Here is a 25480-nt window from a genome sequence, read left to right as displayed (position 1 = left end):
CACCAGGGTAGCGGGCGCGACCACGCGCACCGAAACGTGGCTCTCCGCCGGCGCAGCTCGAGCCGGCAGCGATCTCGCCACGCCGGCTCGCGGGGGCAGGGGGGAGGTCGCGGCGGGCTCGTCGGCTGCCGCACGAGCGGACGACGTCGTCGGCGCGCTACCGGCCGCCGCGGACCCGGACGAAGTTGTCGGCGACCGCCGCTGCCGCGCGTTGCAGGGCCTCGCGGGTGGGCCGGCGCAGCTGCCCGACGGCGGTCTGGGCGCCCTTGTCGAGCATCTCGTCCCACGGCACGGTCAGCACGTGCGCGCACCGCTTGGTGAAGTGGGCCTCGATCTTCTCCAGCGGTACCCCGACACCCGGCCGCACCGCGTTGACGATGACCACGGCGCGCTCGACCAGGTCCCCGTGGCCGTGCTGGTCGAGCCAGTCGAGGGTCAGCGCGGCGGCCCGGGCGCCGTCGAGCGCGGGGCGAAGGACGAGGACGAGCTGGTCGGCGTCGGTGATGAGGCCCTGGTTGGCGCTGTCGAGGATGCCGGTGCCGGTGTCGAGCAGGATGAGGTTGTAGAAGGCGTCGAGCAGCCTGATGACCCGGTGGTAGGACGCCCGCGTCAGGGCCAGGGAGATGCGCGGGTCGTCGTCGGAGGCGAGCACCTCCAGCCGGGACTCAGGCGCCTGGGAGGTGTAGCCCTGCAGGTCCGCGTAGGTGTGGATGCGGTCCATGTCGCCCAGGACGTCGGTGATGGACCGGTCGGTGGGCCGGGTGCCGCTGCGGGCGAGCCGGTGGGCGAGGTTGCCCGCGTCGGGGTTGGCGTCCACGGCGATGACCCGGTCGCCGCGCTCGAGCGCGAAGGTGCTGCCGAGGGCGAGCGCCAGGGTGGTCTTGCCGACCCCGCCCTTGCGGCTCATCACCACCACTCGGCGCGAGCCGGCGATGGGCGCGCGGACCCGCTCGAGGACCTCCAGATGGCGGCGCTCCGCGGCACCCGGGCGGGGGCTGATCCGCCCGCCGGAGAGCGCGTGGACGGCGTGCTGCCAGCCGAGCGTGGCCGCCGGCCGCGGCGCGGGGAACATCTCCGCGTCGGTGAAGGCCGCCGCCGTCAGCGGGAGGGGGTGGCCGGCGCCGGGCAGGTGATCGGCGTCCGACGGCGCCGCCGCCGGGCCGGGGGGGCGGGGGGGGGGGGGGGGGGGGGGGGGGGGGGGGGGGGGGGGGGGGGGGGGGGGGGGGGGGGGGGGGGGGGGGGGGGGGGGGGGTGCGGGGGCCTGCTGGGCGGGCCGAGCCGTGATCGGGGGCGCGGCGGCGTCGGCCGGTCGTGCGGCCGGCGAGGGCGCCGCCGGCTCGGCCGGCGGGGCGGGGGCCGGCGAGGGGACGGCGGCCTCGTCGGCCGGGGCGCCCGTGTCCGGGGGCGGCGCGGGGGCGGGCACCGCGGGCGCCACCGGGACGTCGGAGCCGATGATCCGCCAGCCGTCCCAGCCCCCCTGGCCGGCCGGCAGGGGCCGGGCGGCGGGCCCGGACGGGCCGTCCGCCGTCTGGGGCGCGGCGGTGCCGGCGGGCGCGCCGGGGGCGCCGGTGCTGCCGGGCCGGGGGTGGACCATGATCGGCCTCCGTGTCGTGGTCGCGTGACGACGCACCTTGGTGATGGGTGCGGGGCGCGGGTGGCGGGCCCGCCAGGCCCGGGCCGCCCGGCGCGCGGGGAGCAGCGCCATGACCGCGGTGCGCTCGACCACCAGCGCCGCCCCCACGGCGGGCAGGGCGAGGACCACCATCGCGAAGACGGCGCCGAGGAACGGCAGGGGCGCGCCGTCGGCGACGGCCTGCTGCGCCGTCGCGAGGTGGATGCGCACGGCGTCGAGCGTCACACGCACGATCTCGGGCAGGTTCGACACCAGCAAAGCCAGCCCCACCGCCAGCGTCGGGACGACGACGAGCACCCAGGCCGTGACGAGCCGGCGGGCGCGCGGGCGCAGCTCGACGACGCGCGGGTGGGCCGCCCGCCCCGGCACCAGGCTCCGCATGACCGGGCCGACCCGCGAGAACAGGTCGGGCACGCCGGCGAGGTCGGCGAGGACGTAGTAGCCGTCGAAGCGCAGGGTGGGGATGAGCTGCTGGATCATCTGGACGTGCGTGATGAGCACGTAGAGCACCAGCACCTGCGGCCCGCCGAGCAGGTAGGCGCTCCCGGCGGCCAGCAGCCCCCAGACGTTGAAGTACAGGCCCCCGAGGTCGGTGCGCAGCCGGCCGGCCCGGCCCAGCCGGTAGGAGTCGGTGACGTCGGTGTAGAAGGCGGGGAAGACGAGGTACACCCCAGCGCCGATCCGGCCGGGCGTGGCGCCGCCGTACCGGCACGCCGTCGCGTGACCGAGCTCGTGGACGAGGATGCCGAGGGCGGTGAGCACGTAGAGCGCCACGAGCAGCCCCGGCGTGGCGAGCGTGGCGGCCAGCGCCGCGAGGGCGTCGCTGCGCACGAACAGCACCACGTCCATCGCCACCAGCGCGGCGAGCGCGAGCACGACGACGGGCGGCCAGTACAGCGGCGCGAGCGCCCCGGCGACGAACCGGACGGCACCGGCCGGCAGCAGCGTCACCTTGGCGCGCAACGCGAGCAGCGGTGTCGCCCGCGGGACCGGCCGGGCCGCCGGGGCCGCGGCGTCGGTGACCAGCCCGACGGGCGCGAGCTTGGTCGTCACCAGGCGGTCGAGGCCCTCGACGCTGAGGCGACGGCCGAACGCGGCGCTGACGACGTCGGCGGCCTCGGCCGGGCTGTGGTCGGCGCTGAGTGCCATGAGGACGAGGTGGACGAGCTCGGAGACCTGGACCACCTGGCCGTCGCCGCGGCGCACCAGGAACGCCGGCGCGGTCAGCCCCGAGTCCTGCACCTGCCCGAGCGACTCCACGCCGTCGGCCCGGCGCCACCGGCGCGCGGCTTCCGGGGCGCCGTCCGGAGCGGCGCCGGCGGGCGCGACCGGCGGGGCGGCGGGCCCGCGGGTCTGGGTCGACATCCCCGTCCCCCCTCGTTGCGAGAAACCGCCGCCCGGCGGGCACGCCACACGCGGCGCACCCACCGGGCGACGGACCGGCCGGCTCCTAGCGCTGGAAGGTGCCGAGCCACTGCTGGGCGTTCGCCGCGGCCACCGAGTGGGTGGAGAACGCGTTGACGGCGATTGCCATGTTGACCCCGATGACCGGCGCAACGTTGATGTTGAGCCAGAGAGTCTCCCGAGCCGGGAGGACCTCCACCACCTGGTCGTCGAGCTCGGGTTCCAGGATCGCGTGATCCGTCATGACCACTCACCTTTCGCAGACGTCGGGCCATGCAGGTCACTCTTGGTTCACGCCGATCCACTGCTGGGCGTTGGCGGCAGCGACGGAGTCCCTGGTGAAGAAGTTCACCGCCGTGGCCGAGTTGTGAGCGAACACCGCCGAGAAGTTGTTGTTCTTGAAGTAGAACAGCGTCTCCCGCTCCGGCAGCAGCTCCACGTCCTGGCCCTCGATCTCGCTGATGGTCAGCTCGCGCATCTTTGTCACCCCCCCTCGTGATCTCCGGTACGTGACGAACGTGCCCAGTGAGCCGGGTTCGCTGTTACTGGCGCGTGACAGGTCCGTGACCGCGCCCGCACCGCCGCCGGGCATCGGCGCCATGACGGGGCTTCGGCAGACCGCCCGATCCGCGATTTCATCCTTGACGGTGGAGTGACAGGTGGGGATCGTGATGCTGTCGACCGGTCGGCGACACGTGAGGCCGGGCGGCGCACGCCGCGGAGTCGGGTCGAGGGGGACGCACCGACGATGGACAGCGACGCGATCGCGACCACCGGACCACGCTGGTCGCTGCGGCTCTTCGACGGCTGGCAGCTGCGGGACGGGGACGTCGCGGTGGTGGTGGCCTACCGCGAGCGCCGCCTGCTCAGCCTGCTCGCCCTGCAGGGCGAGCGGCCCCGGGCGCACCTGGCGGGGCTGTTGTGGCCGGAGAGCGAGGAGCCCCGCGCGCACGGGAACCTTCGCGCCGCCGTCTGGCGCATCCAGCACCTGCACGACGGGGTGCTCGAAGAGTCCCAGGGGATGATGGCACTGGCCCCGGGTGTCCATGTGGACGTGCACGAGCTGCGCGAGATCGCCCACCAGGTCACCGCCGGCCAGGGCCCGCCGGACACGTCCCGGGCGCTGCTGGTGCTGCGGCGCGGCACCCTGCTGCCCGGGTGGTACGACGACTGGGCGCTGGAAGAGCGCGAGCAGCTGCACCAGCTGCGGCTGCGGGCGCTCGAGGCGCTGGCGGACCGCCTTCTCGACCACGGCGACCTGGACGGGGCCCTGCAGGCCGCGATGGGGGCGGTCCAGCTCGAGCCGCTGCGCGAGAGCGCGCACCGCGCGCTCATCCGCGTCCACCTCAAGGACGGCAACCACGTCGAGGCGGTGCGGGTCTACCGGGCGTTCAAGGAGCGGCTGAACGAGGAGCTGGGCATCTCGGTGTCGAACCAGATCGTCGATCTCATCCGCCCCCTGCAGGCGGCGCACGCACGCGACGACCTCCCGCCGCCGGATCCGGCCGCCTGAGACGCCGGGATCGCGGACCGGCGTGCCGACGCCGGGCCCCGGCGAGCGTCAGGCCGCGTAGACGCGGGACTCCCAGGCCGCCAGGCGCACACGGTCGCCGTCCGCGGGGGCGCCGTCGGGATGGGTGGTCAGCAGCAGCTCGCCGGCCAGCACAGCGGCCTGCCCCGCCAGGTCGACGGCGGCCGGTCGGCTGGACATGTTGGCCACGACGAGGAGGATCCGCGGCGCGCCCGTGGCGGGATCGCCGTCGGCCGCGAGCCGGCCGTGGTGGCCGTCGGGTGCGGCGTCGTCGGGTGCGGCGTCGTCGCCGGGCCGCCCGCCGCGGGCCTCGAGGGTGCGGGTGTAGGCGAAGACCTGCTCGTGCTCAGGCAGGAGCAGGTCGAACCGGCCGTCCACCACGACGTCGAGGCGGTGGCGCAGCTCGATCAGGCGGCGGTAGTGGTGGAACACCGAGTCCGGGTCGGCGACCGCGGCGGCGGCGTTGATCTGGGGGTAGGCGGGGTTGACGCTCAGCCACGGGGTGCCGGTGGTGAACCCGGCCTGCGGGGAGTCGTCCCACTGCATGGGGGTGCGGGCGTTGTCCCGGCTGACCGGGCCGATGCCGGCCATGACCTCGCCGTCGCTCGCCCCGCCGGCGACGGACTCGCGGTAGTAGTTGAGCGTCTCGACGTCCTGGTAGTCGCCGATCTGGGCCCAGGACACGTTGGTCATGCCCAGCTCCTCGCCCTGGTAGACGTAGGGCGTGCCCTGCTGCAGGTGCAGCACGGTGCCGAGGGTCTTGGCGGAGGCGACGCGGTGCTCCGGCGAGTCGTCGCCCCAGCGGGAGACCACGCGCGGCTGATCGTGGTTGTTCCAGTACAGGGAGTTCCACCCCGCCCCGGCCAGCCCCTCCTGCCACCTGGCCAGGTTGGCCTTGAGGTCCGGCAGGCGCAGCGGCCGCAGCTGCCACTTCCCGCCCGGCCCGTGGTCGACGCCCATGTGCTCGAACTGGAACACCATGTCGAGCTCGCGGCGGGCCGGGTCGGTGATGGCGCGGGCCTGCTCCAGGGTGACGCCGGGGGTCTCCCCCACCGACAGCAGCACGGCGCCGTCGCGCGCGCCGCCGGCGAGCACGGCCTGGTGCATCTCGTGGAGGAACTCGTCGAGCCGGGGCCCGTTGGTGTAGTGCGGCGCGCCGTCGCCGTACCGGGACGGGCCCGGCAGCGGGGCACCGTCGGGCAGCGAGCCGTCGGGGCGCACCGCCTTCGAGAGGAGATTGATGACGTCCATCCGGAAGCCGTCGACGCCCCGGTCGACCCACCAGCGCATCATGGCGAACACGGCCCGGCGCACCTCGGGGTTCTCCCAGTTGAGGTCCGGCTGCTTGCGGTCGAACAGGTGCAGGTAGTACTCGCCCGTCGCATCGTCCCACTCCCAGGTCGAGCCCGAGAAGAAGCCGTGCCAGTTGGTGGGCTCGGCCCCCGGCGCCCCGCCGCGGAAGCCGGGGCGCGGCGGGCGCCACCAGTACCAGTCCCGCTTGGGCGCATCCTTCGAGGCGCGAGACTCGGCGAACCACGGGTGCTCGTCGCTGGTGTGGTTGACCACGAGATCCATGACGAGCTTCATGCCGCGCGCGTGCAGGCCCGCGATGAGCTCGTCCAGGTCCGCCAGAGAGCCGAAGGCGGGGTCGACGTCCTGGTAGTCGGAGATGTCGTAGCCGTTGTCCGCCTGCGGCGAGCGGTAGATCGGGGAGAGCCACACGACGTCGACGCCGAGCGCGGCGATGTAGTCGAGCTTGCCGATGATGCCGCGCAGGTCGCCCACGCCGTCACCGTCGGAGTCGGCGAACGAGCGCGGGTAGACCTGGTAGACGACGGCGCGGCGCCACCACTCCCGGCCGGGGCCCAGCGCGCCGGTGGTTACGGACGTGGAGCGGGCGGTCATGTCCCTCAGGCTAACGACGGCGCCGAGTCCCGCCAGCGGTGCCCCACCCGGAGCCGGAGTGCCAGTCCGGTCGCAGCCAGAATGGCGTCCCGGTCGCGGCCGGAATGACACAGTGGTCGCAGCCGGAATGGCGTGGTGGTCGCTGCGGTGCTCCGGTGTTCCGATTGCCGCGCCCCCACCGGGGCCGCAAGGTGGTCCGGTGACACCTGACGTCGACGCGCCCGCCCGCCCCTCCGCCTCGTCGCCCCGCACGGCGGCGCCGCGCCCGGTGCGCGCGTGAGCGCCTCCACCCTGGAGCGGCTGCGCGAGGCCGCCCGCGACACCTTCGACTGGGCCACGCTCAAGCCCGGGCAGCGCGAGGCGATGGAGGCCGTCGTCGCCGGCCGCGACGTCCTGGCCGTGATGCCCACCGGGTACGGCAAGTCCGCCATCTACCAGGTCTCGGCGCTGCTCCTTGACGGCCCGACCGTCGTCGTCTCGCCGCTGATCTCCCTGCAGCAGGACCAGGTGGCGGCCCTGGAGGAGGCCGGCGCCGGCGCGGAGGCGGTCGCCGTCAACTCCGCCCAGGACCGGCGCGAGAACGCCGAGGCGTGGCGCTCCGTGGGCCGCGGGCGCGCGGAGTTCCTCTTCCTCTCCCCCGAGCAGCTGGCCAAGGAGGACGTCACCAACCGGCTCCAGGCGCTGCGCCCGTCGCTGTTCGTCGTCGACGAGGCGCACTGCGTCTCCTCCTGGGGCCACGACTTCCGGCCCGACTACCTCGCCCTGGGGGCGGCGGCCGAGCGGGTCGGGCGGCCGGTGGTCATCGCCCTCACGGCCACCGCGTCCACCCCGGTGCAGGCCGAGATCGTCGAGCGGCTGGGGCTGCGCGACCCGCTGGTGGTCAGCCGCGGCTTCGACCGGCCGAACATCTTCCTCGACGTGGTCCGCCACCCCGACGACGCCGCCAAGCGGCGCGCCGTCGTCGAGAACGTGGCCGACCTGCCCGGGCCGGGCCTGGTCTACGTGGCCACCCGCAAGGACACCGAGCGCTACGCCGCCGCCCTCGCCGAGCGGGGCCTGCGGGCCGCGGCGTACCACGCCGGCCGGGCCGCCGCGGAACGCGAGGAGGTGCACCGGGCCTTCCTCGAGGACGAGCTCGACGTCGTGGTGGCCACCTCCGCCTTCGGCATGGGCATCGACAAGCCCAACGTGCGCTTCGTCGTCCACGCCGACGCCCCGGACTCCCTGGACAGCTACTACCAGGAGATCGGCCGCGCCGGCCGGGACGGGGAGCCGGCCCGCGCCGTGCTGCACTACCGGCCGGAGGACCTGGGGGTTCGGCAGTACTTCGCCACCACCTCGGTCGACGAGGAGGCGCTGCGCGCGGTCCTGACGGCGGTGCGCCGCGCCGGTGAGCTGGCGCTCAAGGACCTGCGCGAGCGGACCGGGCTGGCGGCGCGCAAGGCGGCCGGGCTGGTCAATGTGCTCCAGGAGGTCGGCGCCGTGCGGCGGGAGCGGCGCGGCGTGGCGGCGGTGGGCGCCGAGGCGCCGGCCGGGGTGGTGGACCGGGCGCGGGAGCTCACCGACTCCCGCGAGCGCATCAACCGCTCCCGGGTGGAGATGGTGCGCGGCTACGCCGAGACGCTGCGCTGCCGGCGCCAGTTCCTCCTCGGGTACTTCGGGGAGCCGCACGCCGGCCGATGCGGCACGTGCGACGTGTGCGCGGGTCCGGAGATGCGGGAGGACGACGGCGTCGAGGACGTCATGGCGGACACCGACGTCCTCGCCGGCACCGGCGGGCTCGAGGGCGCCGACGCACTCGGCGGGCCCACCCCGCCTGCGGGGCGCATCCGGGCCGCCGGCCCCCTCCCCGCCGCCCCGGACGGCGACAGTGAGGACCCCTTCCCCCTCCAGGCGGCCGTCGAGCACCGCGAGTGGGGCCGCGGCGTCGTCATGCGCCACGAGGGCGACCGCATCACCGTCTTCTTCGAGCGCGAGGGGTACAAGACCCTTGGCCGGGAGCTCATCGCCGCCCAGGACCTGCTGCGCCGGGTCTGACCGGGGCGCCATCCGGCCGTGCCCGCCGACACGGCGGGCAATCGGCGAACCAGCAGCGGACCGGCGAACCAGCAGCCGATTCTCGGCGACCTCGGCGGGATGTGGCGAGGGGGCGCCGGGCGAAATAGCCTCCCGCCATGTCCCGCCTGAGCCAGGTGCGCCGCGGCCGACTGCTCTTCGACGTGCGCGACGAGGGGCCGGTGGACGGGGAAGCCGTCCTGCTGCTGCACGGGTTTCCCGAGGACGCCACCAGCTGGGACCGGGTGGTGCCGCTGCTGCACGGGGAGGGTCTGCGCACGCTCGCGCCGGACCAGCGCGGCTACTCCCCCGGCGCCCGCCCGCCCGAGCGGGCGGCCTACCGGCTCCCGTTCCTGGTCGCCGACGCCATGGCGGTCCTCGACGCCGCCGGCCTCGGCCGGGCGCACCTGGTCGGCCACGACTGGGGCGCGGGGGTGGCCTGGGCCGCGGCGGCGAGCCAGCCGGCGCGGGTCGCCTCGCTCACCGTCCTCACCACCCCGCACCCGCGGGCCTTCGCCTGGTCCCTGACCCACTCGGCCCAGCCGCTGCGCTCCTGGTACATGGGCTTCTTCCAGCTGCCCGCCTTGCCCGAGGCGCTCCTCGGCCCGCGGCTGGAGGGCCTCCTGGCGGCCGGCGGGCTGCCGGGAGCGGACGCCGCGCGGTACGCCGCCCGGATGCGCGAGCCCGGCGCCCTGAGGGCGGCGCTGAACTGGTACCGGGCGATCCCGCTCGCGGGCCGCCCGTTGCCGGGGGCCGTCGAGACCCCCGCGACGTACCTGTGGGGCGTGCACGACCCCGCCGTGAGCGCGGCCACCGCCGACCGCACGGAGCACTACATCAGCGCCCCGTACCGGTCCGTCGCCCTCGACGCGGGCCACTGGCTGCCCGAGACGCGGCCGGAGGAGGTCGCCGAGGCGATCCTGCATCGCGCCCACGCGGCGGCGCGCTGAGCACCGGCGGCCCGGGGGCGGTGCCCGCGGGCCCGCTACGACGCGGCAGGGGCGTGCCGCGGCCCCGCTACGACGCGGCGGAGGCGTGCCCGCGGGTCCGGGCGAGCTTCTCGCTGAGGGCAAGCCGCACGGTGGGCCACTCGCTGGCCAGGATCGAGAAGACGACGGTGTCGCGCAGCGTCCCGTCCCGGCCGATCTGGTGGCTGCGGAGCACGCCGTCCTGCTTGGCCCCCAGCGCCGCGATGGCCCGGCGCGACTGCCGGTTGTGCCAGTGGGTGCGGAACTCGACGGCGATGCACCCGAGCGTGTCGAAAGCGCGGGCGAGCAGGTGAAGCTTGGCTTCGGTGTTGATCCCCGTGCCCTGGGCACTCGCCGCCAGCCACGTGCTGCCGATCTCCAGGCGCCGGTGCTCCGCCACGATGTGGAGGTAGGTGGTCATGCCGACGGCCCGGCCGTCGCTGGCGCGGCGGACCGTCCACGGCACCACCTCCCCGGCGGCGTGCAGCGCCAGGCGCCGCTCGATCTCGGCGTGCATCTGCTCGGGCGCCGGGATGTTCGTGTACCACCGCTTCCACAGGTCCCCCTCGGCAACGGCCTCAGCCAGCTCGTCGGCGTGCTCGAGCGCCAGCGGCTCGAGGGTCATGAGGGTCCCGGGCAGGGTCGGGACGTCGCGGAAGCTCACGGGACAGGGACGTTACAACCCGGCGCGGGCGCCCCGGCGTGCCGTTCCAGGGCCGCGTTCCCACACCGGCCAGGGGCCGCGTGCCCTTACCGCCGCCGAGGAGCCGGGCACGCGCCGTCGTGGCCCGTCGTCGAGCCGCCCGTCCGGCAGAAATCCGGCGCATAGGACTCTTATCCCTGCACCGTGAGCCGGGACACGCCATGATGCAGTCATGACCATCGTTGTGGGGTACACCACCAGGCCGGAGGGCCGCGCCGCGCTCGAGAAGGCGATCGTCGAGGCGAAGACGCACGGCGAGTCCCTCGTCGTCCTCAACGTCTCCGACGGCGACGGGATGCGCGACCCGCTGCTCGCCTCCGAGGACGACCTGAACGAGGTGCGGGCGCACCTGGCGCAGGCGGGCGTCGAGGGCACCGTCCGCCAGCTGGTGCGCGGCAAGGACGCGGCCGAGGAGATCGAGGCCGTCTCCGCGGAGGTCGGTGCCAGCCTCATCGTCATCGGCCTGCGCAAGCGGACCCCGGTGGGCAAGCTCGTCCTGGGCAGCAACTCCCAGCGGATCCTGCTCAACGCCGCCGTGCCGGTCCTCGCCGTCAAGGCCTGAGACGGCGCGAGGGCCGGCGGCGCGGTCTCCCGCACCACCGGCCCTCGTCCGGCGCGGCCCCTGGCCGCCCGCCTCAGCGGCTGGCCATGAGCTCCGGTTCGCGGGTGGCGACGTCGGCGTCGGCGTCGGCGTCGGCGTCGTCCTCGGTGAAGAGGTCCTCGGCGTCGGCGCCGCGGTACTTCTCGACGTCGAGGATGCCCTCGCGCTTGGCCACCACGATCGGCACCAGCACCTGCCCGGCGACGTTGACCGCGGTGCGGCCCATGTCGAGGATCGGGTCGATGGCCAGCAGCAGGCCCACGCCCTCGAGCGGCAGGCCCAGGGTGGACAGGGTCAGGGTGAGCATCACCGTCGCGCCGGTCAGGCCCGCGGTCGCGGCGGAGCCGACCACCGAGACGAACGCGATGAGCAGGTAGTCGGTGACGGAGAGGTCCACGCCGAAGAACTGCGCGACGAAGATCGCGGCGACGGCGGGGTAGATGGCGGCGCAGCCGTCCATCTTGGTCGTCGAGCCGAACGGCACCGCGAAGGCGGCGTAGGCGCGCGGGACGCCGAGGTTGCGGTGGGTCACCCGCTCGGTCACCGGCATGGTGCCGATGGAGGAACGGGAGACGAACGCCAGCTGGATGGCCGGCCAGGCGCCGCGGAAGTAGCTCATCACCGGCAGGCCGTGCGTCCTGAGCAGCACCGGGTAGACCACGAAGAGCACCAGGGCCAGGCCCACGTAGATCGCGACGGCGAAGGTGCCGAGGTTGGCCAGCGAGGACCAGCCGTAGGTGGCGATGGCGCGGCCGACCAGGCCGAGGGTGCCCAGCGGCGCCAGGCGGATGATCCACCACAGCACCTTCTGGATCACGGCGAGGACCGAGGCGTTGAGGGTGAGGAACGGGTCGGCCTTCGTGCCGACCCTCAGCGCGGCGAGGCCGACCACCAGGGCGATGACGATGATCTGCAGGACGTTGAAGCTCACGCCGGTGGTCACGGCGGTGACGGCGCCGTCGGCGCCGGTCTGGAGCGAGGACGAGGCGCCGAGGCCGAGGAAGTTGGCCGGGATGAGCCCCTGGACGAAGTCCAGCCAGGTGCCGGTCTTGCTCGGCGCGGCGGCCTCCGCGGCGTCCACGCCCGCGTTGGCGCCCGGCTGGAGCACCAGGCCCAGGCCGATGCCGATCGCCACGGCGACCAGGGAGGTGACGGCGAACCACAGGAGGGTCTGCCCGGCGAGCCGGGCGCCGTTCGTCAGGCCGCGCAGGTTGGCGATGGAGGCGACGATCGCGGTGAACACCAGCGGCGGGACGACGGCCTTGAGGAGCGTGACGAAGGAGGAGCCGATGGTGCTCAGCGTGACGGTGAGCCAGTTGTCGGCGTCGTCGGCGGTCTTGCCCAGGCTCAGGGCGATCCAGCCGAGGACGACGCCGAGCGCGAGGCCCAGCAGGATCTGGACGCTGAACGAGGGCATCCGGAGGCGGCGGCCCCGGGAGCGCTCGGTGGTGGTCGAGGACACGGGTTTTCTACCTTTCGGGTCTCGTCCCGGCGGCGCGCGGGGACGACGGGAAGAGCGGTGCCGCGCGGCGGCACGCGCGCGAACGCGGGCCGCCGGGGCAGGGCGCGGCGGGAGGGAGCGGGGCCCCGGTCAGCGGGGCATCAGCAGGTGCCGACGGTCGTCGTCGGCGGCGTGGTCACGGCTCAACAACACGTCCCGGACGCACACAGCATGCTGGCCTGACGACGAAGGTCGACGTCGTGGCGCATGGTGAGGTTCCAGGGGTTGAGCACGCTCGCTCCAAGAAGAAGGACCGCCCGCGGAGCGCGGGACGAGGCCAACGTACTCCAGACGACCGGTTCCTGAAAGTGGTGGGTGGCGGCTGTGTGCGGCCTCACGACGCGGCCGGCCGAGCACCGCGTCTCCATTCCCCTTCCGCCGGGTGACCGCCTGCTCTACCGTCCGTCATGAGACCAGGGAGGCCACGTGCTCCACGACGGGCAGGTTCGCACCGGCACCAACGCGTCGTCCGGGTCGGGCACCGCCCCGCCGGCCACCGACGGAGCCGCGGCCGCGGCGCCCGCCCTCGCGCCCAGCGCGCTCGCCCACAACTACCACCCCCTGGACGTGGTGCTCGCCGCCGGCGAGGGCTCGTGGGTCACCGACGTGCGCGGCCGCCGCTTCCTCGACTGCCTCGCCGGGTACTCCGCCCTCAACTTCGGCCACCGCCACCCCGCCCTGGTCGCCGCGGCCACCGCCCAGCTGGGGAAGATCACGCTCACCTCCCGGGCCTTCGACCACGAGCTGCTCGGGCCCTTCGCCGAGGCGGTGACGCGGCTGACCGGCACCGAGATGCTGCTGCCGATGAACACCGGCGCCGAGGCGGTGGAGACGGCGGTCAAGGCCGCCCGCAAGTGGGGCTACGACATCAAGGGCGTGCCGGACGGCCGGGCGACCATCGTCGTCGCCGAGGGCGCGTTCCACGGGCGGACCACGACGATGGTCTCGATGAGCTCCGACCCCGAGGCCCGCGACGGCTTCGGGCCCTACACGCCCGGCTTCCGGATCGTCCCCTACGGCGACGTCGACGCCGTCGCCGCCGCCGTGGACGAGACGACCGTGGCGGTGCTCGTCGAGCCGATCCAGGGCGAGGCCGGCGTCGTCATCCCGCCGGCGGACTACCTGCCCCGGCTGCGCAACCTGTGCACGGCGGCCGACGTGCTGCTCGTGCTCGACGAGGTCCAGTCCGGGCTGGGTCGCACCGGGACCACCCTCGCCCAGGACCTCACCGGCGTGCGCGGGGACCTCATCGCGCTGGGCAAGGCGCTCGGCGGCGGCATCCTGCCCGTCTCCGCCGTGGTCGGCCGGCGCGACGTGCTCGGCGTCCTCACAGCGGGCACGCACGGGTCGACCTTCGGCGGCAACTCCCTGGCGTGCGCGGTCGGCCTGGCCGTGATCGACCTGCTCGCGCCGGGCGACCTGCAGGCCCGGGCGGCGGCGCTGGGCGCGGAGCTCCGCGAGCGGGTGGACGAGCTCGTCGCGCGCGGGCTGCTGGCGTCCGGGCGCACGGTCGGGCTGTGGGCGGGGCTTGACGTCGAGCCCGCGCTGGGGCTGAGCGGGCGGGCCACCTGCGAGCGGCTGGTCACCCGCGGGATCCTCGTCAAGGAGACGCACGGGACCACCATCCGGCTGGCCCCGCCGCTGACCATCTCCAGCGACGACCTGCACCTGGCCCTCGACACGCTCGGCGACGTCCTCGAGGAGGAGGCCGCCGAGGCGGCACGCCCGCGTTCGTGACGTCGCCGCCCGTTCGCACAGCGGCCAGCCCGCCTGCCCACCGAACCGTCCCGCGGTTCCGTGTGCGCCCGGACGTGCGGCACGCTTGGATACTGCACAGCGGGAGCGCAGGCGCCGGGGCGGGGAGCGGCCCGCCTGCCGCCCGCATCGACCATGCGCACCAGTGCGCCCTGGGGGCGTGCCGATCGTGGTCGGCGGCACGCGCAACGGGAGGGTGCGGCGGGTTGTCCCACCCGCCGCACCCTCTCGCTCGGCCCGCGTCGGGCCAGTGCGCCCCTTCCGGCTACGCGTTCCAGGGCACGTCGGACGGCGAGCGGCCCTCGTCCTTGACGCGGCTCGGCACGACCATGACCGGCGAGGCGGCGTGGTGCAGCACGGCCTGGCTGGTCGAGCCCAGCAGCAGCCCGGCGAAGCCGCCGCGGCCGCGCGTGCCCACCACGATCAGCTCGACGGCGGTGGAGAACTCGGCCATGAGCGCCGCGGCGTTGCCGTCCAAGGCGTGCTGGCGCACCCGCACCGGGCGGTCCCCCACCGCGCCGGCCACGGCCACCCCGAGCCCCTCGCGGACGTCGGCGAGGACCTCCTCGCGGTCCACGGTGGCGGGCAGCCACGCCATCGCGCCGGCGCCGGTGGCGATCGGGACCGCGGCGACGGCGGTCAGCTCGGCGTCCCACACCGCCGCCTCGTCGACCGCGCGTCGCAGCGCCACCCGGGCCGACTCCGAGCCGTCGACGCCGACGACGAGGCGCCGGATCGGCATGTAGGTGCGGCCCTCCCGGACGGGGACGACCACGACCGGGCAGTGCGCGTGGGCGGGCAGCGCGGAGGAGACGGTCCCCAGCAGCCGGTCGGTGAAGCCGCCGCCGCCGCGGGTGCCGACGACGACGAGGGCCGCCTCCCGGGACAGGTCGACGAGGACGCCGGCGGGGTCCCCGGTCTCCAGCGCGGAGGTGACGACGACGTCGGCGTCGCCCACGCGGACGACCGCCTCCTCGACCACGGCCTGGGCGCCCTGCTGGATCGCGGTGTCGTCCATCGCCGCGTAGCCGCCGTCGAGCGAGGCCGCGGTGAAGGAGGGCAGGGCGTAGGCGCACACGATGTGCAGGCGCATGCCCGCCTGCTTCGCCTCCGCCACCGCCCAGTCGACGGCGGCGAGGCTCGCTTCCGAGCCGTCGACCCCGACGACGACCACCTTCTGGTTCGCCATGACCCGCCCCTTCCGTTGGTTGGTCATCCGTTGACCTTCATTGTGCCGCCATCGATGGGGTGGTGGGCCGGGACCCGCGGGAACTGTCCGGAACTCGCGCCCCGGGCGTCGGAGCCGGGGACGACGGCGGCCCGCCCCCGGGGTCGGGGACGGGCCGCTCGGCGCGCGCGAGGGTCAGAGCACGCGGACGTAGGTCGGGTTCGCCTTGTAGATCGGCGTCTCGGCCAGGGGCGTGCCCGGGTTGCGGGCCGCGATGTGGTTGCCGTTGCCGGTGTAGATGCCGACGTGGCCGGGCCACACGACGAGGTCGCCGGGCTGCGCCTGGGCGGCGGAGACCTGCTTGCCGGCCGTGCCCTGGGCGCCGGAGCTGCGCGGCAGGTTCACGCCGAACTTGGCGAACACGTACTGGGTGAAGCCGGAGCAGTCGAACCCGGCCGGGGTGGAGCCGCCGTAGACGTACGGGGTGCCGATGAACTGGCGGGCGTAGTTGATGACCGCGCTCGCCGACGCGGAGGCCAGCTGCGGCGCGGCCTCCTGCTCGGCCGCGGCGAGCGCCGGGCGGTCGGTGCTGCGCGACGCCGTCGACGCCTCGCGGTCGACGGCGGGGGCCGCGGCGGCCGGGGCCGGCGCGGGCACGGGCTTCGGCTTGGGGGCCGGGGTGGCCTTGGCCGTGATGGTGTCGGTCTCGACGCTCCACGTGACGTCGGCGGGCACGGTGACCGTCGGCGTGGTGACGACCGCGGCGGCCTTCTGCGCGGCGGCGGCGACGTCGGCCTTCGGGGCGGCGACGGTGTCGGCGCCGGCGGTGGCGGCGGTGGCCCCGGTGGCCGCGGCCGTGAGCACGAGGCCCGACGCCGCGATGGCCGCGAGACCGCGGCGGGTGCCGGCGGTGAGGGTGGTCAGAGGGGTGCTGGGGCGACGCGCCGCGCGGTGCTTCGCGTCAGTGGTGGTGCTGATGGTCACGAACTACCTCTCCTGGAAGCCTGCGGGGTGAGCTGTCGGGTTCGGGTGTGGAGTTCACCCGGCGCGTCCCGGTGGGCCGCGCTTCACCCCAAGGTCCTGGCCGGGCCAGGACCGGATGTGGGTCCCCCGCCCCTGCCGCGGTGCGTAGTCGAACGGCTCCGGACGGCGGCAGGGTTCGGTGCCCGTCCAGAGGCTTTACGGGGAGGGTTTCCGCAAAGCGATAGCGAATCTACGTGGCGCGAACTCGATTGTCACGTTTCTATAACGGACCGTGGGGGACGTCACGCGGTGCCGTTGCCCGTCGAGCCGCGCGACGGCGTCGTCGCGGCCGCGATGCCCCAGGTGAGAGCTGTGTCAGGCCTCCACGTGGCGGAGTGCCGGGCCAGCTGACGGGGGTTCCGAGGTCCGAGAACCCCTGAGGACGATCGCACGGGACCGGGCTCGGGAGATGCGGACCTCCCGCGACGCCGTCCTGCAGCCGGCGATCGAGGGTAACGGACCGGCCGGACCGGGTGAGGACTCGGCTGCGGGGACGAGTCCGGTCCGAAGTGCGTGGCACCGGGCGGCGCGGGGCTCCGCCGCCCCAGCGCTCCGTCTCAGGTGCGCAGTGGAACTCGGCTCACACGGGTGCATCGGCGCATCGAGCCAGCGGCGCGCCCCCGGCGCCCCCTGCGCGCCGGACTCAGCCGGGCACGGTCACGCAAGCGCCGCCGGCCCCGGCCGCGCCGCGCTCAGGCCACCACGAACAGGTGGCGTGCAATGTCCTCCGGCAGATCGAGCACCACGTCCGAGCCCGGTGCGTGCAGCGAGATCATCTCGTCCGGGTGCACCGTGACCTCCACCCGCAGCCCGGGCCGGAGCCCGGCCTCGGCCATGCGGCCGAGGAGCTCGACGTCGACCTGCAGGGGCTCCCCGATGCGGGCGAGCTCGACGGTGAAGGAGCCCTCGGGGGCGCCGGCGGGCTGGCCGGGCGCCGCGGCGGGGGCCGCGTGCGGCACGGCCGCGCCGGTCACCGCCGCATGCACGATCGGCCGCGCCGCCCCGGGGGCCGCACCGAGCCCGGCGGGCACGGACTCCGCGGCGACGTCGGCGAGCGAGCGCACCTCGGGGTGGGTCGCCGCCGAGCCCTGCTCGCCCAGCTGGTCGAGCCCGGGGATGGGGTTGCCGTAGGGGTCCATGTGCGGGTGGCCGAGCAGCTCGACCAGGCGGCGCTCCACGCGCTCGCTCATCACGTGCTCCCAGCGGCAGGCCTCCTCGTGCACGAAGGGCCACTCCAGCCCCACGACGTCGGTGAGCAGACGTTCGGCGAGGCGGTGCTTGCGCATGACCATCGTCGCCCGCGCCCGGCCTTCGTCGGTCAGGCGCAGCTGGCGGCTACCCGTGAGCACCAGGAGCCCGTCGCGCTCCATGCGCGCCACGGTCTGGGAGACGGTCGGCCCGGAGTGGCCGAGCCGCTCCGCGATGCGGGCGCGCAGCGGGACGACGCCCTCCTCCTCGAGCTCGTAGACCGTCTTGAGGTACATCTCGGTGGTGTCGATCAGGTCGCTCACGCGTCCGCCGCTCCTTCGTACGTGGCCCCGGCCGGCGCCCGCCGTCCGGCCGGCGCGCACCCTTCTGGCCTCAGGATAGGGAGAATCGCCCACATCTCGGCAGACTCGCCGCCTTCGCGGCCCCGTCGCCGTCGCCAGTCATCTCCCGGCGTCGGTGGCAGAGCGGGCCGGCGCCATCCGCCGGTCACCGCCAGACGCCGTCGTCCCGCGCCGCCGGCGCCCAGTCGCCGACGGGGATTCCTCGTTGGCGGCCGCCGCGCCCTATCCTGCCCGAGATGGTCACCACACCTGCCGACCAGACGGGGGCTCCAGAGCCGGCGATCTCCGCCTTCGAACCGGGCACGGGCACGCCGGTCTACCGCGGCCACCCGCTACCCCACCTGCTGGGCTCCCCGTTCGAGCGGGTCTGGGGCCTGCTCGTCGACGGCGCACCCACGCCCGGCCTGCCCCCGGCGGAGCCGTTCAACCTGCCGGTGCGCACCGGCGACGTGCGCGTCGACGTCATGTCGGCGCTGGCCCAGCTCACCCCGGTGTGGGCGTACCGGCCGCTGGCGGAGATCGGCGCGCAGCAGGCCCGGGAGGACCTCGCGCGCGCGTCGGTGATGGCGCTGAGCTTCGTCGCCCAGTCGGCGCGGGGCGAGGACGTCCCGGCCGTGCCCCAGCGCGAGGTTGACCTCGCCGCCACGATCACCGAGCGCTTCCTCGTGCGCTGGCGCGGCGAGGCGGACCCGACCGCCGTCGAGGCGCTGAACACCTACTGGCTGGCCCTGGCGGAGAACGGCCTGTCGCCGTCGACCCGCACGGCCCGGCTCGCCGCCGAGGAGGGCGCCGACGCCGCCTCCTGCCTGGCCGCGGCCGTGGCCGTGGGCAGCGGGCCCAGCAGCGGCGGGGCCGGCGCGCGGGCCCTGGCGCTGGTCGAACGGGCCGAGCGCGACGGGGACGCCGCCGCCGTCGTCGCCGAGCACCTCGCCCGGCACGGCGCGCTGCCCGGCTTCGGCGACCCGCACCTGCCCGAGGACGCCCGCGGGCAGCTGCTGCGCGCGGCGTGCGTCCGGCTCGGGGCCGCGCGCCTGGAGGCCGCCGATGCCGTGGCCGCCGCCGGCGAGGAGGCGCTGCGCACCGCGGGCGACGGCGCCCCGGACGGCCGGCCGCGCGCCGGGGCGCTGTTCTGGGGGGCGGTCCTGCTCGACGCCGCCGGAGTGCCGGCCTCGCTGCACGGCGCCCTGTACCTGTGCGGGCGCACCGCGGGCTGGTCGGCCCACGTGCTCGAGGTCCAGCGCGCGCTGCGCGGCTGAGCCGCCGCCGCCGTCAGCCGAACAGCTCGTGCTGGTACTTCACGACGATCGCCGCGGCCAGCAGCACGAAGATCACGACGACGACGGCGTGGTCGACGCCGGTGCGCAGCAGCGACGCGGTCCGCTCGTACGCCGGCGGGCGCAGGCCGAGGGTGTTCTGCACGAGGTTGACCCGCAGCAGGCTCGTGAACACCGTCGTGGTGGAGGCCGTCACGAGCAGGCACCACGGGCACAGCGCGCCGATGACGACGTAGGACTGGGCGAACAGCCAGTAGGCGAAGACCAGGCCGAGCAGGTAGACCGCCTGCGCGGCCAGCATGAACCAGCGCGGGAAGCGCACCCCGGTCAGTGCGGCGACGGCGATGGTGATGACGACCGGCTCGGTCACCAGCCCGAGGAAGGCGTTGGGGAATCCGAACAGGCTCGCCTGCCAGGCGACGGCGACCTTCCCGCAGGAGATGGCGGCGTTGATGTTGCAGCTCAGCGCCACGTCCGGGTCCGCGGCCAGCCGGACGGCGTCGACGGAGAGCACGAAGGAGGCGACCAGGCTCAGCAGCGACGAGGCCAGCATGACGGCGAGCGGGCGCCGCACCAGGCGCCCCGCGGCCGGGTCCGGCGCGTCGTCGTCGGACCCGACGGCCTCCGGCGCGAGGTTCGTGGTGGTCACATCGGGCTCCGGGAATCGGTCGTGGGCGGTCGCACCAATCCTCCGGTTCGTCCGGGCCGCGGGGCGGGACGAAGGGCTCAGGCGCCGCCCATGGACACCCCACCGGACCGCCCGGCCGCGATGGGATGATCCGCCCCATGGAGACCGTCACCATCCCCACCGACCTCCTCCCCGCCGACGGCCGGTTCGGCTGCGGCCCGAGCAAGGTCCGCCCGGCCCAGGTGGACATGCTCGCCGCGCTGGGCACGACCCTGCTCGGCACCTCCCACCGGCAGGCCCCGGTCCGCTCGCTCGTGCGCCGGGTCCGCGAGGGCGTCGCCACGCTGCTCGGCGCGCCGGAGGGGTACGAGGTGGTGCTGGGCAACGGCGGGTCCACCGCGTTCTGGGACGCGGCGACGTTCTCCCTGGTCCGCGAGCGCGCCCAGCACGCCGACTTCGGGGAGTTCGGGCACAAGTTCGCCACCGCCACCGACCGGGCGCCGTTCCTCGCCGCCTCGGACATCCGCACCGCCGCGCCCGGCACCCTGGCGCGCTGCGAGCCCGCCGACGGCGTCGACGTCTACGCCTACCCCCAGAACGAGACCTCTACCGGGGTGCTCTCCCCGGTGGAGCGGGTGGCCGCGGACGGCGCGCTCACGGTGGTGGACGCCACCTCCGCCGCCGGCGGGGTGGCCGTGGACCTCGAGGCCACCGACGTCTACTACTTCGCCCCGCAGAAGAACTTCGCCGCCGACGGCGGGCTGTGGCTCGCCGTCCTCTCCCCCGCCGCGCTCGCCCGGGTCGAGGAGCTGACCGCGGCCCGGTGGGTGCCGGACTTCCTCAACCTCCAGCTGGCGGTGGACAACTCGCGCAAGGACCAGACCCTCAACACCCCGGCCATCGCCACGCTCGTGCTGCTGGCCGAGCAGGTGGACTGGCTCAACGAGAACGGCGGGCTCGCCTGGGCCGCCGCGCGCACCGCCGAGTCGTCCCGGATCCTCTACGACTGGGCGGAGGCCCACGCGCTCGCCACCCCGTTCGTCGCCGACCCCGCGCACCGCTCCCCCGTGGTCGGCACCGTCGACCTCGCCGAGACGGTCGACGCCGCGGCGCTGGCGGCCACCCTGCGCGCCAACGGCGTGGTCGATGTCGAGCCGTACCGCAAGCTCGGCCGCAACCAGCTGCGGGTGGGGATGTTCCCCGCGGTCGACCCCGCGGACGTGCGCGCGCTGACCGCGTGCGTGGACTACGTCGTCGACTGCCTGGGCTGACCGGGCCGGTCAGCGCACGCTGAACGCGGCATCGAACGCGGCCGCGGGCTTGTCGAAGGCCAGCGTGCGCACGAACGCCAGCGCCTCGGGCGCGCCGACCAGCCGGTCCATCCCGGCGTCCTCCCACTCCACCGAGATGGGGCCGTCGTAGCCGATGGTGTTGAGCATCCGGAAGCAGTCCTCCCAGGGCACGTCGCCGTGGCCGGTGGAGACGAAGTCCCAGCCGCGGCGCGGGTCCGCCCAGGGCAGGTGGGAGCCGAGGCGCCCGTTGCGCCCGTTGCCCACCCGGCGCTTGGCGTCCTTGCAGTCCACGTGGTAGATCCGGTCCCTGAAGTCCCACAGGAAGCCCACCGGGTCCAGGTCCTGCCAGACGAAATGACTCGGGTCCCAGTTCAAACCGAAGGCCTCGCGGTGCCCGATCGCCTCCAGCGCGCGCACGGCGGTCCAGTAGTCGTAGGCGATCTCGCTGGGGTGAACCTCGTGGGCGAAGCGCACCCCCACCTCGTCGAAGACGTCGAGGATGGGGTTCCACCGGTCGGCGAAGTCCCGGAAGCCGGCCTCGACCCACTCCTCCTTCACCGGCGGGAACATCGCCACGTACTTCCAGATCGAGGAGCCGGTGAAGCCGACGACCGTCTTGACCCCGAGCCGGGCGGCGGTGCGGGCGGTCAGCTTCATCTCCTCCGCGGCGCGCCGGCGCACGCCCTCGGGCTCGCCATCGCCCCAGATCCGGTCGGGCAGCATGTCCCGGTGCCGCTCGTCGATCGGGTCGTCGCACACCGCCTGGCCCTTGAGGTGGTTGGAGATGGCGTAGACCTTGAGGTGGTGGCGCTCGAGGATGTCGAGGCGGTCCTGGATGTAGGCGTCGTCCATGGCGCCGCGCCAGGGGTCGAGGTGATCGCCCCAGCAGGCGATCTCCAGCCCGTCGTAGCCCCACTCGGAGGCGAGCCGGGCGACCTCCTCGAAGGGCAGGTCGGCCCACTGGCCGGTGAACAGGGTGATCGGTCGCGTCATGGTCCCTCCTTGAGGACTGTGCGCCGCCGTGGCGGCTAGGACTGTGCGGCCGCCGCGTGCGCGGCGATGTCGGTGTAGACGCTGCGTGCGGCGCTGGAGCGCTCGACGGCGTCGAGCACGCGCTGCACGGCCAGGCCGTCGGCGAAGGACGGGGTGGGCTGCTCGCCGGCGGCGACGGCCCGGACGAGGTCCACGGCCTGGTGGACGAAGCCGTGCTCGTAGCCGAGGCCGTGCCCCGCCGGCCACCAGCCGGCCATGTAGGGGTGCTCGGGCTCGGTGACGAGGATCCGGTGGAACCCGGCGGTGCGGGCGGGCTCGGTGGCGTCGTAGTACTGCAGGACGTTCATGTCCTCGAAGTCGAACGCCAGGGACCCGGTGCTGCCGTTGACCTCGATGCGGATGGCGTTCTTGCGGCCCCAGGCGAAGCGGGTGGCGTCGAACACCGCCGGGGCGCCGCTCGCGAGGCGGGCGGTGAACATCGCCGTGTCGTCCACGGTCACCGGTCCCCGCGCGCTGCCGCCGACCCCGTGCAGGCCGTCGAAGCTCTCCGCCACCGGCCGCTCCGCCACGAGCGTCTCGAGCATCCCCGACACCCCGGCGACCCGCTCGCCGGTGACGAAGTGGGTGAGGTCGACGATGTGGGCGCCGATGTCGCCCAGCGCCCCGGAGCCGGCCTTGGCCTTGTCGGTGCGCCAGGACAGCGGCGCCTCCGGATCGGCCAGCCAGTCCTGCAGGTACTGGCAGCGCACCTGCCGGACCTGGCCGATGCGGCCCTCGGCCACCAGCTGCCGGGCGAGCTGGACGGCGGGCACCCGCCGGTAGGTGAAGCCCACCATGGACAGCACCCCGCGGGCGGCGGCCTCCTCGGCCGCGGCGGCCATCGTCTCGGCCTCGGCGAGGGTGTTCGCCATCGGCTTCTCGACCAGCACGTGCTTGCCGGCCGCGAGCGCCGCGCAGGCGATCTCGGCGTGGGTGTCGCCGGGGGTGCAGATGTCCACGAGGTCGACGTCGTCGCGCTCGAGCACCCGCCGCCAGTCCGTCTCCACCTCCTGCCAGCCCAGCCGGTCCGCCACCGCCTGCGCCGCGTCGGCGTGGCGGCCCACGAGGACCTGCATGCGCGGCTCCGACGGCAGGTCGAAGAAGCGGGGGGCCACCCGCCACCCCTGGGAGTGCGCGCGCCCCATGAACGCGTAGCCGATCATGGCCACGCGGAGCGGCCGTGCTGCCTGACTCATCAGAAAATCTCTCCTCACCTCTCCTGGGCGGGCCGCCCGGCGGGTGCCGCCGGGCGGCGTCGCGTCAGGACTGGAACGCCGTGGGCAGGTACTGGTCGACGTTGTCCTTGGTCACCACGGGCGCGTGGAGCTGGACCGTGCGCGGCACCTCGACCTCGACGAGGTCGCTCATGGACTTGCCCTGGGCGATGAGCCGGGCCATGCGGATGCCGTCGGCGGCCTGCGTGGACGGGTAGATGACGGTGGCCTCGACGACGGAGCCGCCGGCCTTGATCATGTCCATCACGTTCTTCGAGCCGGCGCCGCCGACGAGGAAGAACTCGTCGCGGCCCGCGTTGTCGATGGCGGCGAGGACGCCGACGCCCTGGTCGTCGTCGTGGTTCCAGATGGCGTCGATCTTCGGCGCGGCCTGAAGCAGGTTGGAGGTGGCCGTCTCCCCGCCCTGGACGGTGAAGTCGGCGGCCACGCGGTTGGAGACCTTCAACCCGCAGTCCTCCAGCGCGTCGGCGAAGCCCTGGCTGCGGTCCTGGGTCAGCGGCAGGTTGTCGATGCCGGCGATCTCGGCCACGACGGCGTCGGGCTTGTCGCCCAGGCGCTCGCAGATGTAGGTGCCCGCGGAGACGCCCATGCCGTAGTTGTCACCGAGCACGGTGGTGCGCGCGGCGAACGGGCTGGAGAACTCCCGGTCGACGTTGACCACCGGGATGCCGGCCTCCATCGCCTTGGTGGCGACGTCCGTGAGGGCGGCGCCGTCGAAGGGCAGCAGGACGATGGCGTCGACCTTGTCGTTGATGAACTGCTCGACCTGGCTGATCTGCACGTTGACATCGTTGGTGCCCTCGGCGACCCGGAGCTCGACGTCCTTGTACTTCTCCGCCTCGGCCTGGGCGGCGGAGGTGATCGCGCCCATCCAGCCGTGGTCGGCGGCCGGGGCCGAGAAGCCGATGGTGACCGTGTCGCCCGGCTCGTCGTTGGCCCCGGCGGGCGCCGGGGCCGCGCTGCCGCCGCCGCTGGTCTCGGTCGGCGCGGGAGTGTTCGAGGTGCAGGCGGCCAGCACGGCGGCCCCGGCCAGGACCGCCAGCGGGGCCATGACCCGGCGGCGCAGCGTCTTCGGTGCGGACATGCTTTCTCTCCTTGGGAAGGGGGTGGGCGTCAAACACAAAGGGGTGGGGCTGGGACAAAGGGTGCGGTCGAGGGCGGACGGGGGACGGAGAAGCGACAAGCGAGCGGGACGGCGGGTGCGGGCCGAGATCGTGCGGGACAGGTGCGGCCGGGCGACGCGCCCGGCCCCGCCTCAGGTGCGGCGGGAGAAGCGCTGCTGCAGCAGCACGGCGGCGACGATGATGGCCCCCTTGGCCACCGACTGCGCCGACATGGACAGGTTGTTCTGGGTGAAGATGTTGGTCAGCGTCGCGAGGATGAGGACGCCGAGGACGGTCCCGACGATGGTGCCGCGCCCGCCGATGAGCAGCGTGCCGCCGACGACGACCGCTGCGATGACGTCGAGCTCCAGGAGCTGGCCGTGCGTGGACGAGCCAGAGGTGGTGCGGGCGACCATCATGACAGAGCCGATGCCGACGGTCAGGCCGGCGAGGGCGTAGATGTACATCGTGTGCCGCTGGACCTTGATGCCGGCCAGCCGGGCCGCCTCCGGGTTGCCACCCACGGCGACGGTGCGCCGGCCGAACGTGGTGCGGTTGAGCACCACCCACCCCGCCACGGCGACGACCACGAAGATCCACACGATCATCGGGATGCCGAGCACGCGGGCCTGGAAGAAGTCGAGGAAGGGCCGGACGGTGACGACCTGGGTCCGCTTCTGGGCGATCATCTCAGCCAGGCCGCGAGCGGCGATCATCATCGCCAGGGTCGCGATGAAGGCGACGACCTTCCCGTAGGCGACGAGGACGCCGTTGATGAGCCCGGCGACGGCGCCGACGGCCAGGGCGGTGAAGACCATCACGACCCAGTGGGTGTTCGCCGCCATCGTCTGGGTGGCGACCGTCGTCGCCCACACGCTGGCCAGGCCCAGGACCGAGCCGACGGACAGGTCGATGCCGCCCGAGGTGATGACGAACGTCATCCCCACGCTCACCACGCCGGTGACGGCGGCGAGGCGCAGGATCGTCATGAGGTTGTCGAGGCTGGCGAAGCGCTCCCCCGCCGTCGCCACGCCGATCGCGACCAGCAGCGCCAGGGCGATGACGAGGCCAAGGTTGTGCCCGAGGCCGATGCCGCGCCAGCGGGCCGGGGCCGCGGCG

General features: G+C 74.6%; 21 protein-coding genes and 1 riboswitch. Of the genes, 7 read left to right on the top strand and 14 right to left on the bottom strand.

Annotated features, from left to right (window positions below):
- Window positions 1-157: 157 nt before the first annotated feature.
- From GD880_RS12770 to GD880_RS12760, 3 genes are all read right to left on the bottom strand, one after another.
- Window positions 158-2998 carry a MinD/ParA family ATP-binding protein gene (locus GD880_RS12770; protein ID WP_152232005.1) on the bottom strand — a complete coding sequence of 947 codons (2841 nt, stop codon included), beginning with the start codon at window positions 2996-2998 and terminating at the stop codon, window positions 158-160.
- 85 nt (window positions 2999-3083) lie between these two features.
- A complete protein-coding gene (locus tag GD880_RS12765) occupies window positions 3084-3281 on the bottom strand; it encodes a hypothetical protein (protein WP_152232004.1) in 198 nt (65 codons plus the stop codon).
- Window positions 3282-3317: 36 nt separating this feature from the next.
- Window positions 3318-3515: a hypothetical protein gene (locus GD880_RS12760; RefSeq protein ID WP_152232003.1), complete on the bottom strand. Its 198-nt coding sequence runs from the start codon at window positions 3513-3515 to the stop codon at window positions 3318-3320.
- A 270-nt stretch (window positions 3516-3785) separates the two neighbouring features.
- Between GD880_RS12760 and GD880_RS12755 the strand changes: the two genes are divergently transcribed.
- Window positions 3786-4550, top strand: coding sequence for an AfsR/SARP family transcriptional regulator (locus GD880_RS12755; RefSeq protein ID WP_152232002.1), 765 nt, complete (start codon window positions 3786-3788; stop codon window positions 4548-4550).
- Between the two features lie 48 nt (window positions 4551-4598).
- Here the strand turns inward: GD880_RS12755 and GD880_RS12750 are convergent, their stop codons facing one another.
- A complete protein-coding gene (locus GD880_RS12750; protein WP_152232001.1) occupies window positions 4599-6473 on the bottom strand; it encodes an alpha-glucosidase in 1875 nt (624 codons plus the stop codon).
- Between the two features lie 276 nt (window positions 6474-6749).
- Between GD880_RS12750 and GD880_RS12745 the strand changes: the two genes are divergently transcribed.
- Together GD880_RS12745 and GD880_RS12740 are read left to right on the top strand one after the other, a co-directional pair.
- Window positions 6750-8510: a RecQ family ATP-dependent DNA helicase gene (locus GD880_RS12745; RefSeq protein WP_152232000.1), complete on the top strand. Its 1761-nt coding sequence runs from the start codon at window positions 6750-6752 to the stop codon at window positions 8508-8510.
- A 137-nt stretch (window positions 8511-8647) separates the two neighbouring features.
- Window positions 8648-9478 (top strand): alpha/beta fold hydrolase, encoded by an 831-nt coding sequence (locus GD880_RS12740; protein WP_152231999.1) that lies wholly within the window; start codon window positions 8648-8650, stop codon window positions 9476-9478.
- 67 nt (window positions 9479-9545) lie between these two features.
- Here the strand turns inward: GD880_RS12740 and GD880_RS12735 are convergent, their stop codons facing one another.
- Window positions 9546-10160, bottom strand: a complete 615-nt coding sequence (locus GD880_RS12735) for a GNAT family N-acetyltransferase (protein WP_226909630.1) — start codon at window positions 10158-10160, stop codon at window positions 9546-9548.
- A gap of 211 nt (window positions 10161-10371) precedes the next feature.
- Between GD880_RS12735 and GD880_RS12730 the strand changes: the two genes are divergently transcribed.
- On the top strand, window positions 10372-10761 hold the full coding sequence (locus GD880_RS12730) for a universal stress protein (RefSeq protein WP_152231998.1): 390 nt from the start codon (window positions 10372-10374) through the stop codon (window positions 10759-10761).
- Between the two features lie 73 nt (window positions 10762-10834).
- On the opposite strand, the gene GD880_RS12725 is transcribed toward GD880_RS12730, so the two are convergent.
- The gene (locus GD880_RS12725) at window positions 10835-12262 is read right to left on the bottom strand and encodes a dicarboxylate/amino acid:cation symporter (RefSeq protein WP_452176742.1); all 1428 of its coding nucleotides are present in this window, start codon (window positions 12260-12262) and stop codon (window positions 10835-10837) included.
- A 465-nt stretch (window positions 12263-12727) separates the two neighbouring features.
- Here GD880_RS12725 and rocD point away from each other — a divergent pair, with 465 nt between their 5' ends.
- Complete coding sequence (gene rocD / locus GD880_RS12720) at window positions 12728-14038, top strand: ornithine--oxo-acid transaminase (protein ID WP_152231997.1); 1311 nt, start codon at window positions 12728-12730, stop codon at window positions 14036-14038.
- 283 nt (window positions 14039-14321) lie between these two features.
- On the opposite strand, the gene GD880_RS12715 is transcribed toward rocD, so the two are convergent.
- The 3 genes from GD880_RS12715 to GD880_RS12705 all read right to left on the bottom strand — a co-directional run bounded on the left by GD880_RS12715 (window position 14322) and on the right by GD880_RS12705 (window position 17758).
- Complete coding sequence (locus GD880_RS12715) at window positions 14322-15245, bottom strand: universal stress protein (protein WP_152232069.1); 924 nt, start codon at window positions 15243-15245, stop codon at window positions 14322-14324.
- Between the two features lie 174 nt (window positions 15246-15419).
- Window positions 15420-16208: a C40 family peptidase gene (locus GD880_RS12710; protein WP_152231996.1), complete on the bottom strand. Its 789-nt coding sequence runs from the start codon at window positions 16206-16208 to the stop codon at window positions 15420-15422.
- 2 nt (window positions 16209-16210) lie between these two features.
- Window positions 16211-16361: riboswitch (cyclic di-AMP (ydaO/yuaA leader) on the bottom strand.
- Window positions 16362-16939: 578 nt separating this feature from the next.
- The gene (locus GD880_RS12705; protein WP_152231995.1) at window positions 16940-17758 is read right to left on the bottom strand and encodes a metal-dependent transcriptional regulator; all 819 of its coding nucleotides are present in this window, start codon (window positions 17756-17758) and stop codon (window positions 16940-16942) included.
- A 275-nt stretch (window positions 17759-18033) separates the two neighbouring features.
- On the opposite strand from GD880_RS12705, the gene GD880_RS12700 reads away from it, so the two are divergent.
- The gene (locus GD880_RS12700; protein ID WP_152231994.1) at window positions 18034-19053 is read left to right on the top strand and encodes a citrate/2-methylcitrate synthase; all 1020 of its coding nucleotides are present in this window, start codon (window positions 18034-18036) and stop codon (window positions 19051-19053) included.
- Between the two features lie 13 nt (window positions 19054-19066).
- Here the strand turns inward: GD880_RS12700 and GD880_RS12695 are convergent, their stop codons facing one another.
- Complete coding sequence (locus tag GD880_RS12695) at window positions 19067-19720, bottom strand: vitamin K epoxide reductase family protein (protein WP_226909629.1); 654 nt, start codon at window positions 19718-19720, stop codon at window positions 19067-19069.
- Window positions 19721-19857: 137 nt separating this feature from the next.
- On the opposite strand from GD880_RS12695, the gene serC reads away from it, so the two are divergent.
- On the top strand, window positions 19858-20970 hold the full coding sequence (serC, locus tag GD880_RS12690) for a phosphoserine transaminase (protein ID WP_152231993.1): 1113 nt from the start codon (window positions 19858-19860) through the stop codon (window positions 20968-20970).
- A 9-nt stretch (window positions 20971-20979) separates the two neighbouring features.
- Here serC and GD880_RS12685 read toward each other — a convergent pair whose 3' ends face one another.
- The 4 genes from GD880_RS12685 to GD880_RS12670 form a co-directional block, all read right to left on the bottom strand.
- Window positions 20980-21984, bottom strand: coding sequence for a sugar phosphate isomerase/epimerase family protein (locus GD880_RS12685; protein WP_152231992.1), 1005 nt, complete (start codon window positions 21982-21984; stop codon window positions 20980-20982).
- Between the two features lie 35 nt (window positions 21985-22019).
- Complete coding sequence (locus GD880_RS12680; RefSeq protein WP_152231991.1) at window positions 22020-23219, bottom strand: Gfo/Idh/MocA family protein; 1200 nt, start codon at window positions 23217-23219, stop codon at window positions 22020-22022.
- Between the two features lie 64 nt (window positions 23220-23283).
- Window positions 23284-24342, bottom strand: a complete 1059-nt coding sequence (locus GD880_RS12675) for a substrate-binding domain-containing protein (RefSeq protein WP_152231990.1) — start codon at window positions 24340-24342, stop codon at window positions 23284-23286.
- A 171-nt stretch (window positions 24343-24513) separates the two neighbouring features.
- Entirely contained in the window at window positions 24514-25452 is a 939-nt protein-coding gene (locus tag GD880_RS12670) for an ABC transporter permease (protein ID WP_226909640.1), read from the bottom strand.
- Window positions 25453-25480: the final 28 nt, after the last annotated feature.

Source organism: Georgenia ruanii, from assembly GCF_009193175.1.
In the GTDB taxonomy this organism is placed as follows: Bacteria; Actinomycetota; Actinomycetes; order Actinomycetales; family Actinomycetaceae; genus Georgenia; species Georgenia ruanii.
Note: the sequence above shows the minus strand (reverse complement) of the source record. Positions and strands in the feature narration are given on the sequence as shown.